12 protein-coding genes are annotated in these 15,035 nt (G+C 73.5%); 2 read left to right on the forward strand and 10 right to left on the reverse strand.

What is annotated here, in order from left to right; genetic code table 11:
* Positions 1–123: 123 nt before the first annotated feature.
* On the reverse strand, positions 124–1,479 hold the full coding sequence (locus HJG45_RS06030; RefSeq protein ID WP_254452293.1) for an NAD(P)/FAD-dependent oxidoreductase: 1,356 nt from the start codon (positions 1,477–1,479) through the stop codon (positions 124–126).
* A 30-nt stretch (positions 1,480–1,509) separates the two neighbouring features.
* Entirely contained in the window at positions 1,510–1,968 is a 459-nt protein-coding gene (locus tag HJG45_RS06035; protein WP_171611171.1) for a PaaI family thioesterase, read from the reverse strand.
* A gap of 166 nt (positions 1,969–2,134) precedes the next feature.
* Here HJG45_RS06035 and HJG45_RS06040 point away from each other — a divergent pair, with 166 nt between their 5' ends.
* Entirely contained in the window at positions 2,135–2,515 is a 381-nt protein-coding gene (locus HJG45_RS06040; RefSeq protein ID WP_171611172.1) for a VOC family protein, read from the forward strand.
* Positions 2,516–2,609: 94 nt separating this feature from the next.
* Here HJG45_RS06040 and HJG45_RS06045 read toward each other — a convergent pair whose 3' ends face one another.
* Together HJG45_RS06045 and HJG45_RS06050 are read right to left on the reverse strand one after the other, a co-directional pair.
* Positions 2,610–3,713 carry a phosphotransferase gene (locus HJG45_RS06045; RefSeq protein WP_171611173.1) on the reverse strand — a complete coding sequence of 368 codons (1,104 nt, stop codon included), beginning with the start codon at positions 3,711–3,713 and terminating at the stop codon, positions 2,610–2,612.
* Positions 3,714–3,716: 3 nt separating this feature from the next.
* Entirely contained in the window at positions 3,717–4,955 is a 1,239-nt protein-coding gene (locus tag HJG45_RS06050; RefSeq protein WP_171611174.1) for an acyl-CoA dehydrogenase family protein, read from the reverse strand.
* A 128-nt stretch (positions 4,956–5,083) separates the two neighbouring features.
* Between HJG45_RS06050 and HJG45_RS06055 the strand changes: the two genes are divergently transcribed.
* Positions 5,084–6,052: an NADPH:quinone oxidoreductase family protein gene (locus tag HJG45_RS06055; protein WP_171611175.1), complete on the forward strand. Its 969-nt coding sequence runs from the start codon at positions 5,084–5,086 to the stop codon at positions 6,050–6,052.
* A gap of 182 nt (positions 6,053–6,234) precedes the next feature.
* Here the strand turns inward: HJG45_RS06055 and HJG45_RS06060 are convergent, their stop codons facing one another.
* The 6 genes from HJG45_RS06060 to HJG45_RS06085 form a co-directional block, all read right to left on the reverse strand.
* The gene (locus HJG45_RS06060; RefSeq protein ID WP_217362830.1) at positions 6,235–8,370 is read right to left on the reverse strand and encodes an acetate--CoA ligase family protein; all 2,136 of its coding nucleotides are present in this window, start codon (positions 8,368–8,370) and stop codon (positions 6,235–6,237) included.
* Between the two features lie 23 nt (positions 8,371–8,393).
* Positions 8,394–9,473 carry an SDR family oxidoreductase gene (locus HJG45_RS06065; protein ID WP_171611177.1) on the reverse strand — a complete coding sequence of 360 codons (1,080 nt, stop codon included), beginning with the start codon at positions 9,471–9,473 and terminating at the stop codon, positions 8,394–8,396.
* 142 nt (positions 9,474–9,615) lie between these two features.
* A complete protein-coding gene (locus tag HJG45_RS06070) occupies positions 9,616–10,443 on the reverse strand; it encodes an SDR family NAD(P)-dependent oxidoreductase (RefSeq protein ID WP_171611178.1) in 828 nt (275 codons plus the stop codon).
* Positions 10,444–10,616: 173 nt separating this feature from the next.
* Positions 10,617–11,393, reverse strand: a complete 777-nt coding sequence (locus HJG45_RS06075) for an enoyl-CoA hydratase-related protein (protein ID WP_171611179.1) — start codon at positions 11,391–11,393, stop codon at positions 10,617–10,619.
* Entirely contained in the window at positions 11,393–12,898 is a 1,506-nt protein-coding gene (locus tag HJG45_RS06080; protein ID WP_171611180.1) for an acetyl-CoA acetyltransferase, read from the reverse strand. Before HJG45_RS06080 ends, HJG45_RS06075 begins: the two co-directional genes overlap by 1 nt.
* A gap of 1 nt (position 12,899) precedes the next feature.
* On the reverse strand, positions 12,900–15,008 hold the full coding sequence (locus HJG45_RS06085; protein ID WP_171611181.1) for an acetate--CoA ligase family protein: 2,109 nt from the start codon (positions 15,006–15,008) through the stop codon (positions 12,900–12,902).
* Between the last annotated feature and the right edge of the window lie 27 nt (positions 15,009–15,035).

The following is a 15,035-nucleotide window of genomic DNA, read 5'->3' on the forward strand; positions in this document are numbered from 1 at the left end:
CAAGCCCCGCTGACCGCCCCGGCCCTGGGTCCGACCCCCCGGGGGCGCCGAGCGGCGGCGGAACGCGCCGTTACACCACTATCATAAGGGCTGGAAAGCGGCGCTTCCGCGGCGCCGCCGGGCTCAGCCGCGCAGCGGCGCCGCCGCCACGGCCTCCGGCATCGCCGGGCCGAGCCCGATCCGGCGCAGCGCGGTCAGCCCGTGATAGGCCGCCTTGAAGGCCAGCACCGGCAGCTCCGCCCGCAGGCTGCCGCGCAGGTTGCCGGCCAGCATGTTCACCACCCCGTCGCGCATCCAGAAGAGGTTGGAGGGAGCGAGGAACATCGAGCGCAGCACCGGATCGTTCACCCGGTAGATCAGCCAGCTGATGCGGTCCATGGCGGCGGCGAGGTCGCGGTTGGTCCGCCGCGCCAGGGCCCGGCCGCGCGCCGGATTCTCCAGCCAGGCATCGGCGGCCTCCGCGCCGAGCTCGCCGGCGGTCATCGCCATCAGCACGCCGGTCGAGAACATCGGGTCGACGAAGCCGAAGGCGTCGCCGATCATCAGGAAGCCGTCGCCGCTGCCGGTGCGGGCGCGGTAGCTGTAATTCGCCGTGCTGAAGACCTCGGAGGCGAGCTCGGCCCCTTGCATGCGCGTCGAGACGGTGGGGCTGGCGGCGATGCGCGCCATGAGAAGCTCGGCCGGGCTGCCGCTGCGGCCCTTCCAGGCGCTCTGGTTGCCGACGAAGCCGATGCTGGTGACGCCCCCCTGCAGCGGGATGATCCAGAACCAGCCATCCTCGGCGAGGTGGATGCTGATATAGCCCTCCAGCTCCGCCTCCCGCCGCGCCACGCCGCGGAAATGCGCATAGGCGGCGGCGGTGTTGTTGTACTTGTTCGCGCTCTTCACCCGCATGCGGCTGGCGAGGAAGGTGTCGCGGCCGGAGGCGTCGAGCACGTAGCGCGCCGCGATGGCGAGGGGCGTGCCATCCGCCCGGCGTGCCCGCACCATGGCTCCCTCCCCGTCCGGGTGGAAGTCGATGCCGGTCGCCTGGGTGCGCTGCAGGGCATGGGCGCCGCGGCGGGCGGCATTCTCGAACAGGATGTGGTCGAACTCGGCGCGCTTCACCTGCCAGGCGAAGGTCCGGTCCCGGTCGAGGGCGCGGGCGAAGGGAAAGGCCTGGCTGCGGCCGGTGCGGTCGGAGACGAATTCGGCGCCCGGCTTGTGCACGCCGATGCGGGCGATCTCGGGCAGCACGCCGAGGCGCTCGAGGATGTCGAGGTTGCGCGGCAGCAGGCTCTCGCCGATGTGGAAGCGGGGATGCGCCTCCTTCTCGAGCAGCACCACGGCGTGCCCGCGCAGGGCCAGCGTCGCGGCCGCGGTCGAGCCCGCCGGCCCGCCGCCGATGACGACGACATCGGCCGCGAGGCTCTCCGGCTCCGGTGCCGCGCCGGGTGCCATGCCGGGCGCCGTGCCGGTCACGGCCTCATCCTTGCGCATATCGGATTCTCCCCGGCGGCCCGGCCGTGGTCAAGCGCCTGGCGCGGCCCGGCGCTCCTTCATGGCGAAGACGCCGCTGACCCGGGCCACCCGCTTGCCGTCCGCCAGCATCTCCCCCTCGGTGAAGGCGATGCTGCGCCCGAGGCGGGTCACCCGGGCGCGGGTCTCCAGCCAGCAGCCCTCCTTCGGCGGGCCGATGAAATCGACCGAGAGCGTCACGGTCGAGAGCGCGGCACGCGGCAGCCCGGCCCTCTCCCGCGCCACGGCGACGGCATGCACCAGGGCGAGATCGGCGAGGCTGGCGACGAAGCCGCCATGCGCGCCGCCCATGGAATTGCTGTGCCGGTGCTGCACCCGGATGCCGAGCGCGGTGTAGTCCTCGGCCCGGTGCGAGAAGAAGGGCCCCAGCGCCTGGGCATAGGGGCCGCCATGGCTCGCCGGCACGAAGCCGGGCGGCGTCTCGGGGGCGAGGCTGGCGTGCTGGTCCATTCCGGGATCCGTGCGGTTGTGCGCCGCACACTCGCCCGGCCGGGCGGCGCGGTCCAGGGGGAAGCGGGGGGTGGCCGGCGGGAGCGCCCCTTCCCTTCCCGGCGCGGCCGCGCGAAGGTCCCGCCGCGCCGCAGGAACGGCGATCCAAACGGGAGGGGAAGCCAGCGTGTTCACCCATGTCATGATCGGCAGCAACGACATCACCCGGTCGAAGGCCTTCTACGATGCCCTGTTCGCGGCAATCGGCGGCAAGCCCGGCACGGTCGACCCGCGCGGGCGCCTCGTCTACGCCCATAACGGCGGCCGCTTCCTGATCACCACGCCGATCGACGGCAAATCGGCCACCCATGCCAATGGCGGCACGATCGGCTTCGCCATGGCGAGCCCGGCCGAGACGGAGGCCTGGCACAAGGCGGGCGTCGCGCATGGCGGCACCGCGATCGAGGACCCGCCGGGCGTGCGCGAGGGCCCGTCCGGCAAGCTCTACCTCGCCTATCTGCGGGACCCGGACGGCAACAAACTCTGCGGCCTGCACCGTATGGGTTGATCCCCCCGACGTCGCTGCGCGCCGTCGCGGGGGCCCCGTGATCCGCTTCCGATCGAGGGGACGTCACAGCCTGCCGCGGCGAAGCCGCGGCAGGTCAGGCCGCGGGGTCGATCCGCTGGACGATGGCCCAGGCGCGCTCGGCCATCTCCCGGTAGCGGTGGCGGTAGCCGATTGCCCGCGGGTCGGAGGCGTTGCCGTCGAGCGCCCGCCGCCACACTCCGGCGACGATGGAGGCGAGGCGGAACATCGAGAAGACGACGAAGACGTCGAGCGCCGCCGGCACCGGCCGGCCCATCAGCGCGCTGTAGCGGGCGACGAACGCCTGCTCGTCCGGGATGCCGGTGCCGGCGAGGTCGAGGCCGGCGACGCCCGTCACCCCTTCCGGCCCCGGGTCGAAATGGTAGGTGAGGCAGCAATAGCCGAGATCGGCCAGCGGATGCCCGATCGTCGCCAGTTCCCAGTCCAGCACCGCGACGATGCGCGGCTCGGTCGGATGGATGATGAGGTTGCCGAGCCGGTAGTCGCCATGCGCGATGGTCGCCGGCTCCTCCGGCGGCAGGTTCGCCGCCAGCCAGGTGCCGAGCCGGTCCATCTCCGGCATCTCCTCGACCTTGGCCGCCTGCCATTGCCGCACCCAGAGATCGACCTGGCGCGGCATGTAGCCCTCGGGCCGGCCGAAGCCCTCCAGCCCGGCGGCGCGCCAGTCGACCCGGTGCAGCGCCGCCAGCACGCGCGCCATGTCCTCGTAGATCGCGGCGCGCTCGGCGGGGGGTGCTGCCATCGGCACGCGGTCGAAGAAGATGCGGCCCGGCACGTGGTCCATGACGAAGAAGACCGTGCCGATGACGCTCTCGTCCTCGACCAGGATGCGCGCCCGCGGCACCGGCACCTCGCTGCCCTCGAGCGCGCGGAGGATGCGGTATTCCCGCTCCACCGCATGCGCCCGCGGCAGCAGCTTGCCGGGCGGCTTCTTGCGCAGCACGTAGTCGCCGGCGCCCGTCGCGATGTGGAAGGTCGGGTTGGACTGCCCGCCCTGGAACTGCCGCACCTCGATCGGCCCGTCGAAGCCCGGCAGATGCGGCGCGAGGTGGCGGGCCAGCGCCGCCTCGTCGAAGCGGTGCCGCTCCAGCACCGGCACCAGCTCGGGCCGGCCGTCGAGCGGCGGGCCGGCGGCGGATGCGGCCGCGTCGGCGGGCATGGCCTACTCCGCCGCCTTCGCCTCGGTCTTCGGCGGCTTGTACTGCGAGAGCTCCATGCGGGCGAGCTGGTCGCGGTGCACCTCGTCCGGCCCGTCCACGATGCGCAGCGTGCGGGCGTAGCGCCACATCTCGGCGATGCCGAAATCGCTGGTGACGCCGCCGCCGCCATGCGCCTGGATGGCGATGTCCACCACCTGGCAGGCCATGTTCGCCGCCGCCACCTTGATCGCCGCGATGTCCTTGCGCGCCACCTTGTTGCCCACCGTGTCCATGCGCCAGGCGGCGTGGAGCGTCAGCAGCCGGCACTGGTCGATCATGATCCGGGCATTGGCGATGCGCTCGCGCATCACCCCCTGCTCGGCCAGCGGCTTGCCGAAGGGCCGCCGCTCCAGCGCCCGGCGGCAGGTCTTCTCCAGCGCCCGCTCCGCCATGCCGATGGCGCGCATGCAGTGATGGATGCGCCCCGGGCCGAGCCGCCCCTGGGCGATCTCGAAGCCGCGGCCCTCACCGAGCAGGATATTGGAGGCCGGCACGCGCATGTTCTCGAAGCGCAGCTCGGCATGGCCGTGCGGCGCGTCGTCGAAGCCGAAGACCGGCAGGTGGCGCACGATGGTCAGACCCGGCGTGTCGCGCGGCACCAGGATCATCGATTGCTGGCGGTGCCGGTCGGGGCTGTCGGGCGCGGTCTTGCCCATGACGATGAAGACGGCGCAGCGCGGGTCGAGCGCGCCGGAGGACCACCACTTGCGGCCGTTGATGACGTAGTGGTCGCCGTCGCGGATGATCCGGGTCTGGATGTTGGTGGCGTCCGAGGAGGCGACGTCCGGCTCGGTCATGGCGAAGCAGGAGCGGATCTCGCCCTCCAGCAGCGGCTTCAGCCAGCGCTCCTTGTGCTCGGCGGTGCCGTAGCGCTCGATCGTCTCCATGTTGCCGGTATCGGGCGCGGAGCAGTTGAACACCTCGGAGGACCAGCCGACGCGGCCCATGATCTCGGCGAGCGGCGCGTATTCCAGGTTGGTCAGCCCGGCGCCGTGCTCGGATTCCGGCAGGAACAGGTTCCACAGCCCGGCCTCGCGCGCCTTCGGCTTCAGCGCCTCGACGATCGGCACCGGCTGCCAGCGGTCCTTGGCCTCGGCCAGCTGCTGCCGGTGCACCTGCTCGTTCGGGTAGATATGCTCGTCGAAGAAGGCGAGGAGACGGGCGCGAAGCTGCTCGACCTTCTCCGGAAAAGCGAAGTCCATGACGTTCTCCCCAACCGTGCCACCGTTCTGGCCGGCAGCCTGACTCAGCGAGGGCGGGGCGGCAAGCGGCCCCTTGCCTTGCGCCGCCGGGCCCGCCAGCCTCGCGGCGAAGCGGGAGGATGGGATCGATGCGCGCCGTGCTGTGCCGGGAATTCGGGCCGCCCTCCAGCCTCGTGCTCGGCGAGGCGCCGGCGCCGCGGCCGGGCCCGGGCGAGGTGCTGATCCGGGTCGAGGCGGCGGCGGCGAACTTCCCCGACACGCTCATCATCCAGGGCCGCTACCAGGCGCGGCCACCCTTCCCCTTCGCCCCTGGCGGCGAGGTGGCGGGCAGCGTCGCGGCGCTCGGCCCGGGCGTCGCCGGCCCCGCCCCCGGCACGCGGGTGCTGGCGATGACCGGGCATGGCGGCTTCGCCGAGCTGGCGGTGGCGCCCGAGGGCAATGTCGTCGCCCTGCCCGACGCCATCGATGCCGCGACCGGCGCCGCTCTCTCCTACGCCTATGGCACGGTGCTGCACGCGCTGCGCGACCGCGCCCGGCTGCGGCCCGGCGAGACGGTGCTGGTGCTCGGCGCCGGCGGCGGCGCCGGCATGGCGGCGCTGCAGGTGGCGCGGCTGATGGGCGCGCGGGTGATCGCCGCCGCCTCGCCGGCCAAGCACGAGGCTTGCCGCGCCGCCGGCGCCGAGGCGGCGATCGACTACACCGCCGAGGGCTGGCGCGAGGCGCTGAAGGTGCTGGCGCCCGAGGGGGTGGAGGTGATCTTCGATGCGGTCGGCGGCCCCTATGCCGAGCCGGCGCTGCGCAGCATCGCCTGGGGCGGGCGCTACCTCGTGGTCGGCTTCGCCGCCGGCGACATCCCGCGCCTGCCCTTCAACCTCGCCCTGCTGAAGGGCTGCGACATTCTCGGCGTCTTCTACGGCAATGCCGTCAAGCGCGACCCGGAGGCGAACCGCGTCCTGATGGCGCAGCTCTTCGACTGGATCGCCGCCGGCGCGCTGCGCCCGGCCATCGCCGAGACCTGGCCGCTGGAGCGTGCGCCGGAGGCCTTGCAGGCGCTGCTGGAGCGGCGGGTGACCGGGAAGATCGTGCTGGTGGTGTGATGCCTAGCCCGCGAAGGTTTCACCTTCGCGCCCCTCGAACGCCGGGCACTGCCTCCGGCAGCTTGGCTTCGCCGCGTCGCGCCGTCAGGCGCGCCAAAAGGCGCGACCGGCGACGCCCATTCGGGCGCTCGGCCCTGCGGGCCGCAGGCCGGAACTTAGTACGCCGGGTATGATCCCGCCGCTCACCCGCGCAGGATCAGCCCGTCCACCGCCAGGATGCGGCTGCCGGCGCAGATCAGCGGGTTGACGTCGATCTCGGCGATCCGCTCGCGCTGGTCGGCGGCGAGCTCGCCGACGCGACGGATGATCGCCGCGAGCGCCGCCTCGTCGACCGACGGCAGGCCGCGGAAGCCCTGCAGCAGCCGGTGTCCCTTCAGGCGCCGCAGCATCGCCCGCGCCTCGGCCTCGCCCACCGGCGCCAGCGCCGTCGCGCTGTCGCGCAGCAGCTCCACCAGGATGCCACCGAGCCCGACCACCACCATCGGACCGAAGAGCGGGTCACGCCGGGCGCCGACCACGATCTCGATCCCCTGCGGCACCATGGGCTGCACCAGCACGCCGTTGATCCGCGCGCCCGGCGCGGCGCGCGCGGCATTGGCCAGCACCGCCGCATGCGCCGCCCGCACCGAATCGGCATCGGCGAGGCCGAGGCGGATGACGCCGGCCTCGGTCTTGTGCGGGATGTCGGGCGATTCGACCTTCAGCGCCACCGGATAGCCGAGCGCGGCGGCGGCGGCGACGGCTGCCTCGGCATCGGCCGCCAGCCGCTCCTCCACCACCGGCACGCCATAGGCGGCGAGCACCGCCTTCGCCTCGCGCTCGGTGAGCGCCGGCCCCGCCGCGTCGAGCAGCGCGGCGGCGCGCGCGGCGGCCTCGGGCGGGGCGAGGCGCGTCGCCGGATCGGGCGCCGCCGCCCGGCGCTCGGCACGCGCCTGCCAGGCGGCGAGGGCGGCGAAGCAGCGATCCATGGAGCGGAACAGCGCCACCTGCGGATTGGCCTCGGCGGCGCGGGCGCCCGGCCCTTCCAGCCATTCCGTCAGCCAGACCACCGCCGCCGCCTTGCCATGCGCCGCCGCCAGCTCGCCGAGCAGGGCGAAGCGCGGCGTGGCGAAGTCGTAGGCGTAGCCGTTCGGCAGGATCACCGCGCCATAGGCGGGATCGGCGCAGAGCGCATCGGTGCAGGCACGCAGCGAGTCCGGGTCGTTCAGCACCTGCGCGGTGATGTCGACCGGGTTGCGGCTGGAGCCGAATTCCGGGATGCGCGCGGCGAGCACCGCCTGCGCCGCCTCGCCCGGTTGCGGCAGCGCCACGCCATGCGCCTCCGCCTTGTCGGCCGCCATGATCGCGGCGCCGCCCGAGGTCGAGACCACCGCGACGCCAGGCGCCCGGCAGGGCGGCGCCTTGGCGAGGAAGGCGGCGGTCTCGAGCAGCGCGTCGAACTGCTCCACCAGCACCACGCCGGCACGCTCGAAGACGGCGCGGTAGGCGGCATCCGAGCCGGCGAGCGAGCCGGTATGCGACAGCGCCGCCGCCGCCCCCTGCTCGCCCGTCGCCAGCTTGAAGACGGTGAGCGGCTTGTCCGCCGCCCAGGCGATCTCCGCCGCCTCGACCAGCCGGCGCGGCTCGGCCATGCCCTCGAAGACGCAGGCGATGGCGGCGCAGCCGGGATCGCCGGCCAGCATGGCGACGCCATCGGCGACGTCGAGATCGGCGGAATTGCCGAAGGCGAGCACGCGGCCGATGGCGACGCCGCGCTCCACCGCCTGGGCCAGGGCGAAGCCGAGATTGCCGGACTGGCTGACGATGCCGAGCGCCGGGCCCGTGGGCGGCGCCGCCGGCCGCGGCACGGCGGCGAAGCTGATGGTGGCGCCCGAGGCGTAGTCCAGCATGCCGATGCAATTCGGCCCGATGAGCCTGACGCCGCCTTCCCGCGCCATGGCGGCGATGCGCGCCTGCAGCGCCACGCGCTCCGGCCGGCCGGTCTCGGCGAAGCCGGCGGCGTAGAGGATGGCGGCGCCGGCCCCGGCCTCGACGCAGTCGCGCACCACGACCTCCACCGCCTCCATCGGCGCGGCGCAGACGACGAGGTCGGGCACCTCGGGCAGCGCCGCGATGGAGGCGTGGCAGGGCAGCCCGCCGAGGCGCTGGTAGCGGGCGTTGACCAGGTGCAGCCGGCCGCCGAAGCCGGCGAGGTTGCGCTGCGTCCGCTCGCCGAAGGAACCGGCGCGCTCCGAGGCGCCGATGATGGCGATGCTGCGCGGATGCAGCAGGCGGCCGAGATCCTCGGCGCGGGCGAGCGGGCGTGGGCCGGCGGACAAGGCGATGCTCCTCAATCGGGCCCTTACTCGGGCAGGATGCGGCGGCGCTGCAGCTCGGCCAGCCATTCGTCGAGCATGGCGGCGCTGTCGATGCAGTCGCCGAAGCCGGCCTGGCGGATGGCGATGGTCGAGAGGATGGAGGCCATCTGACCCGGCCGGGCGAAGGCGAAATCGGCGAATTGCCAGGAGCCGCCGATGAGCTGCTCCAGCGTCCAGGGCGCGAGGCCGTGCCGCGCCGCGATGCGCTGCCAGACCGGTCCCTTGTCAGCCATCAGCACGGCGAGCGACATCGGATGCGGCGCCCCCATCTCCAGGCCGAAGCGCCGCGCCACCAGCGGGAACATGTCCTGCCAGAGGAAGACATCGCCATTGGTGACGTTGAAGGTGCGGTTGGCCGCGCCTTCCGCCCCCGCCGGCCCCGCTGCCCAGAGCATGGCGCGCGCCAGCAGCCGCACATCCGTCGCCTCGGTGTAGCGCGCGCCGGCGCCGGGCCAGACCAGCGGCACGCCAAGCTCGCGGCTGATGGCGGCGTAGCAGCCGATGGCCGAGAGCAGGTTCATGGCGCTGCCGAGGGCGAAGCCGATCAGCGCCTGGGGCCGGAAGATGGTGAAGGACCAGCCGGCGCGGGCCTGGCGCTCGCGCACCAGATCCTCCTGCGCCCAGTAGAAATTCGGGTGGATGTGGCGCGGCGCGCTTTCCTTGCCCGGGATCGGCATCTGGCCGAGATGCACGCCATAGGCCTTGGTGCCCTGCAGCAGCGAGAGGTGCCGCAGCCCGGGATTGCCCGGCTCCATCGCGTCGAGCAGATTGCGCAGCATGGCGGCGTTGGTGGCGATCTGGTCCGCCTCCAGCCAGCCGCGGCCGAGATCGGGCTTCTTGTAGAGCGCGCCATAGACGATGCGCTCGACGCCCCGCAGCGGCGCCAGCGCGGCGCGGCAGCCCTCGGCATCGGTGAGATCGACCGAGAGGAAGCGCGCCCGGGTCTCGAATTCCGGCTTGCGGCGGGCGAGCGCCACGATGTCCCAGCCCGACGCCTCGTACTCCGCCAGCGCCGCCCGGCCGACCAGGCCGAGGGCGCCAGCGATGAGCACCGTGCCTGTCATGCCGAGCGCAGGCCGGCTTCGCCGTCCTGCCCCTCAGACGCCGAGCGCCGCTTCCAGCGGCTTGGCTTCGCCGCTGCGTCGGCGGCGCCCATTCGGGCGCTCGGCCCTGCGGACCGCGGGCCGGAGGCTCGCGCGCCCGGCCTCACGGCCGGCCGCCGCTGACGACCAGCGTCTGGCCGGTGACGTAATTCGATTCCGGGATGCAGAAGAGATAGACCGAGCCGGCGGCCTCCTCCGGCCGGCCGCCGCGGCCGAGCGGGATCATCTTCTCCGCCGTCTGCAGCACCTCCGGCCGCACGCCGACCGGGATCTCGCGGCCGGAGATGTCGATGCTGGCGCCGCCATGCGCCGGCGCCTCGGTCAGCCGCGTCATGATCAGGCCGAAGGCGACGGCGTTGACGTTCACCTTGTAGCGCCCCCACTCCTTCGCCATGGCCCGCGTCAGGCCCTGGATGCCGGCCTTGGCGGTGGAGTAGTTGGCCTGGCCGGCATTGCCGAAGACGCCGGAGGTGGAGGAGATGTTCACCACCTTGCGGAACACCTCCCGCCCCTCCTCGGCCTCCTTGCGCGCCGCCTCGCGGATGAAGCGCTGCGCCGCGCGCATGACGCGGAAGGGGGCCGTCAGATGCACGTCGAGGATGGCGTACCACTGCTCGTCCGTCATCTTCTGGATGACGTTGTCCCAGGTATAGCCGGCATTGTTGACGATGATGTCGAGCCCGCCCCAGCTATCGACGCCGGCGGCGACGAAGCGCTCGGCGAAGCCCTCCTTGGTCACGTCGCCGTTGCAGGCGATGGCCTCGCCGCCCATCGCCTTGATCTCGGCCGCGGTCTCGTTGCCCGGCGCGTCATCAAGGTCGTTGACCACGACCCGCGCGCCCTCGCTGGCGAGCTTGAGCGCGATCTGTCGCCCGATGCCGCGCCCCGAGCCCGAGACCAGCGCCACCTTCCCGTCGAGCGTCCCCGCCATCTCCGATCCTCCGTCTTCTCGGTCTCATACTGGTTGCCGGAAGCCTAGCCCGCAGCCGGCGCAGCCGGCTGAACACCCGAACGGGCGTCGCGGCTTATGCCGCGTAGCCAAGCTGCCGCAGGCAGCGCCGGCGAATGAGGGCAGCGATGGGTCACCATTGCTGCACACCTATATCAGCGCCCGGTCCAGCGTGGCGCCCGCTTCTCGATGAAGGCGCGCGGGCCTTCCTTGAAATCCTCGGTCGCGCGCACGCGCCCGCTCGCCGCGCGGCTCACCTCCCAGAGCTCCGCTTCCGGCAGGTCGGCGGCGCGGCGCGCCACGCCGAGGCTCTCGCGCACGGCGATCGGAGCATTGGCGGTGACGCGATGCGCCAGGTCGAGCGCGACCGGCATCACCTCATTGGCCGGCACGGCGGCGTTGATCAAGCCGTGCTGCGCCGCCTGCGTCGCCAGGATCGGCTCGCCGGTCGCGATCATCTGCAGGGCGATCGCCTTCGGCAGGGCGCGCGGCAGGCGAAAGACGCCGCCGGCGCCGGCGACCAGGCTGCGCTTCACCTCCGGCAGGCCGAGATTGGCATGCTCGGCGGCGACGGCGAGGTCGCAGGACAGCAGCAGCTCCAGTCCGCCAGCCAGCGCATGGGACTGCGCCGCGGCGATCCAGAGCTTGCTGCGCTGCGCCCGGACGAAGCCGCCGAAGCCGCCCTTCTCGGTGGCGAGGCTGGCGCTGTTGCCGGCCGCGACCTCCTTCAGGTCGGCGCCGGCGCAGAAGGCGTGCTGCCCGGCGCCGGTGAGGATGGCGACCCAGAGGTCGGGATCCGCCTCGACGCGCTCCACCGCCGCCTCCAGCCCCGCCGCGACGGCGCCGTTGACGGCGTTGCGTGCCTCGGGGCGGTTGATGGTGACGAGCGCGATATGCGGCGCGGTGACCTCGAACAGAACGGCGTCGGGCATCAGGCGGGGCTCCAATCCTGCAATCCATCCTCGGCGGGCCGCAGCCGCCCCGGCGTGCCGATCGGCGTGCGGTCGGTGCGCTTGAGCAGCGCGATGGTCGCCGCGTCGCTGCCCGGCACCCGGCCGAGCGCGCGGCGGCCATCCTTCAGGCGCAGGATCACCACGCCATGATGCGGCGCGCCGTCGCGGTCGTGCAGCACGGTGAAGGTCTCGATCGCCGCATCGCCCTCGGCCGTCTCGGCGAAGGCGGGCACCGGGCCGCGGCGGCTGTCCGCATCGGCCTGCACGGAATAGTCCTGCGGCAGGCGCCATTGCCGCGGCGGGCGGCTGGCCAGCACCACCGCGTGATGCTTGGTGACGAACTCGCCCTGGCCGTAGAGCAGCGCGGCGCTGCCCGGCCGCTCGCGCAGCGCCCGCGTCATCGCCGCCGCCGCATGCGTCATGTAGTTGTTGAGCGGCGCGCCGAAGAAGGTCAGCCCGCCCGTCGTGGTCGGCGCCATGCCCGCCGGCAGGCCGAGCCGGCGCGAGGCCATCTTCGGCACGCAGGGGAAGCAGGAATAGAGCTCGCAGGTGGTGAACTCGGCGCCCTCCGCCGCGGCGATCCGGCCGCAGGCATCGAGCACGGCATTCTGCGCATGGCTCTCATGGTAGTGGTCGCGGTTGAGGTAGTCGCGCGGCTCCACCGCCGCGGCGCCGGCCCAGAGATAGACGAGGCGTTCCTCCGGCACGCCGGCGGCGCGCGCCCGGGCGAGGCTGGTCAGCAGGATGGCGCCGCCCTGGTTCACCATCGGGTTGGCGACCTGCAGCTTGGTATAGGGATAGGCGATGGGCCGGTTGGCCGGGCCGGGCGTGCCGATCTCCTCGGGCGAGTATTCCCGCTTCAGCCAGGCCGCCGGGTTCCGCGCCGCGACGGCCGAGAAGCGCGACCAGAGCGCGGCCGATTCCGCCTGCCCCTCCGCCGGCGTCTGGCCGAGATGCGCCTCCACCGCATTCTCGTAGAAGGGATAGACCGAGACCGGATCGGCGACGCCGAGCCGCACCGAGAGCGGATGCAGGAAGTCGCGCCCGCGGGTGCGGGTCCAGTTCGGATCGGGCGTGGTCCAGGGCAGCGCGATGCCCTGCTTCTGCGCCTGCGCCACGGCATGCGTCGCCTCGGCGCCGACCACCGCGGCCACCTCGCTCTCGCCTCGGGCGATGCGGTTCGCCGCCTCGTGCATGTGCCGCACCGGGCTCTCGCCGCCGACCGGGCCATAGACCAGGCGGCGCGGCCGGACGCCGAGCTGCCCGGCGAGCGCCGCCGGCAGGTCGCCATAGGGCCAGGAGACGGAGTTGACGATGTCGAGGCTGTCGAGCGCCGGCAGCAGGTCCGGCGCGCCGGCATCGGCGGCGGCGCGGCGCAGCGCCTCGGCCATCAGCGCCGCCGGCTCATGCGCCTCGCGCGGATCGGCCGGACGCTCGGTGATCTCGCCGGCGCCGATGATGACGGGAATGCGGTCGGCCTCCATCTCAGCCCTCCTCGTTCCAGATCGCCAGCGCGTCCAGCGCCTCGGCGCCCGCCATCGTCGCGCGCAGCGGGTTCACCTCCAGCGAGACGAGATCGGGGCCGAGGGCCAGCGCCGCATCGCCGATGCGCGCCACCGCCTCGGCGGCTGCCTGGCGGTCGATGCCGGGCGTGCCGCGATAGCCGTCCAGCAGCTTCGCGCCGCGCAACTCCGACAGCATCTCCAGCACCTCCCCGGGCGTCACCGGCAGCAGGCGGATGGCGGTGTCGCGCAGCGCCTCTACCCAGATGCCGCCGAGGCCGACAGCGATGGCCGGCCCCCAGAGCGGGTCGCGCAGCACGCCGACGAAGAGCTCGATGCCGGAGTCACGGCGCATCGGCCCGACCAGGATGCCCTCGATCCGCGCCTCCGGCTTCGCCGCGCGCACGCTCGCCATGATGCGCGCGAAGCCCTCGGCGACCGCCGCCTCGCCCTCGAGGTTCAGCAGCACGCCGCCGATATCGGATTTATGCGCGATGTCGGGCGAGGCGATCTTCAGCACCGCCGGGCCGCCGAGCGCCGCCGCGGCGCGCACCGCCTCGGCCGCCATGCGGGCGAGCGTCAGCGGCACCACCGGCACGCCGCGCTGTCCGAGATAGGCGAGCGTCGCATGCTCGCTCGCCGGCCGCTCCCCGACTGGCGCGGGGGCCGGCGGCGCGGCGGGCAGCCCCCGCTCCTGCCGCTCGGCCCAGGCGAAGGCGCGGCCGATGGCGCCGAGCCCGTGCAGCACGCCGCTGCCGAGATAGGTGATGCCGGTCTCGGCCAGCAGCGCCCGGCCCGGCTCCAGCACCGGCCGCGCCATGACGCTGAGCATGACCGAGGGCTTGCCGGCGGCGCGGAAGCCGGCGCCGATCTGGCGCACGATCTCGCCGCGATAGCTGGCGATCTCCTCCGGCGTGTCGGGCAGGTCCATGAAGCAGGCGAGCAGGCCGAGCGAGGGATCGGCGCCGAAGGCCGGCAGGGAGCGGGCGAAGAGCGAGGCGTCGAGCATCGCCCCGCCGGTCACGTCGAGCGGGTTGTTCGGCGTGCCGAAGGCGGGCAGAATCTCGCGCAGCGCCGCGCGGGTCGGCTCGGCGAGGCGCGGCACCGCGACGCCGGCGAGCTCGGCATGGTCCGCCGCCATCTCGCAGATGCCGCCCGAGATGGAGACGAGGCCGAGCCGGCGGTCCCGCACATGCCCGGTGCGGGACAGCAGCGCGGCGGTGAAGACCAGGTCCTCGATGCAGGAGACGCGGATGATGCCGAGCTGGCGGCAGACCGCGTCGAACACCCGGTCGTCGCCGACCAGCGAGCCGGTATGCGCCTCCGCCGCCCGCGCCGCGGTCTCGCTGGCGCCGATCTTGATGGCGACGATCGGCTTGTCGGCGGCGAGCGCGCGCCGCGCCGCGGCGGCCAGCAGCGGCGCGTCATGCACCGTCTCGAGGAAGAGGCCGATCACCCTGGTCGCCGGGTCCTCGACCAGGAAGTCGACGACGCGGGCGACGTTCACATCCGCCTCGTTGCCGGTCGAGACCTGGTAGGAAAGGCCGATGCCCTGGCGATGCGCGAAGCCGGCGATGAAGCCCGCCGTGGCGCCGCTCTGCGAGACGACGCCGATGCTGCCGCCCTGCAGGATCGGCATCGGCGGCTGGGTGGTCCAGATCGGCACCCGGTCGGCATAGTTGATGAAGCCGAGGCAGTTGGGCCCGAGCAGCGTCACCCCCTGGGCGCGCGCCGCCGCCAGCAGCGCTTCCTGCCGCGCCGCGCCCTCGGCGCCCACCTCGGCGAAGCCGGAGGTCAGCACGACGGCGTGGCGGATGCCGGCGGCGTTGAGGTCGGCGAAGGCCTCGGCGATGGATTGCTCCGGCACCATCAGCAACGCCGCATCCACCGGCTCGCCGATGGCGGCGCAGGAAGTCGCGGCCGGCAGGCCATGCACCGTGCCGCCCTTGCGGCTGACGGGATGGACCCGGCCGGTGAAGCCGAGCCGCGCGAAATTGGCGAAGGCGGCTGTGGACCAGATGGAGCGCTCGGTGGCGCCGACCAGCGCAACCGAGCGGGCGCGGAACAGGCCGGCGAGGCCTTCGGCGCTCATCGGCGCAGCGCCGCTCCGGCGGCGGGA

This window comes from Roseicella sp. DB1501 (assembly GCF_013112485.1).
Classification (GTDB): domain Bacteria; phylum Pseudomonadota; class Alphaproteobacteria; order Acetobacterales; family Acetobacteraceae; genus Paracraurococcus.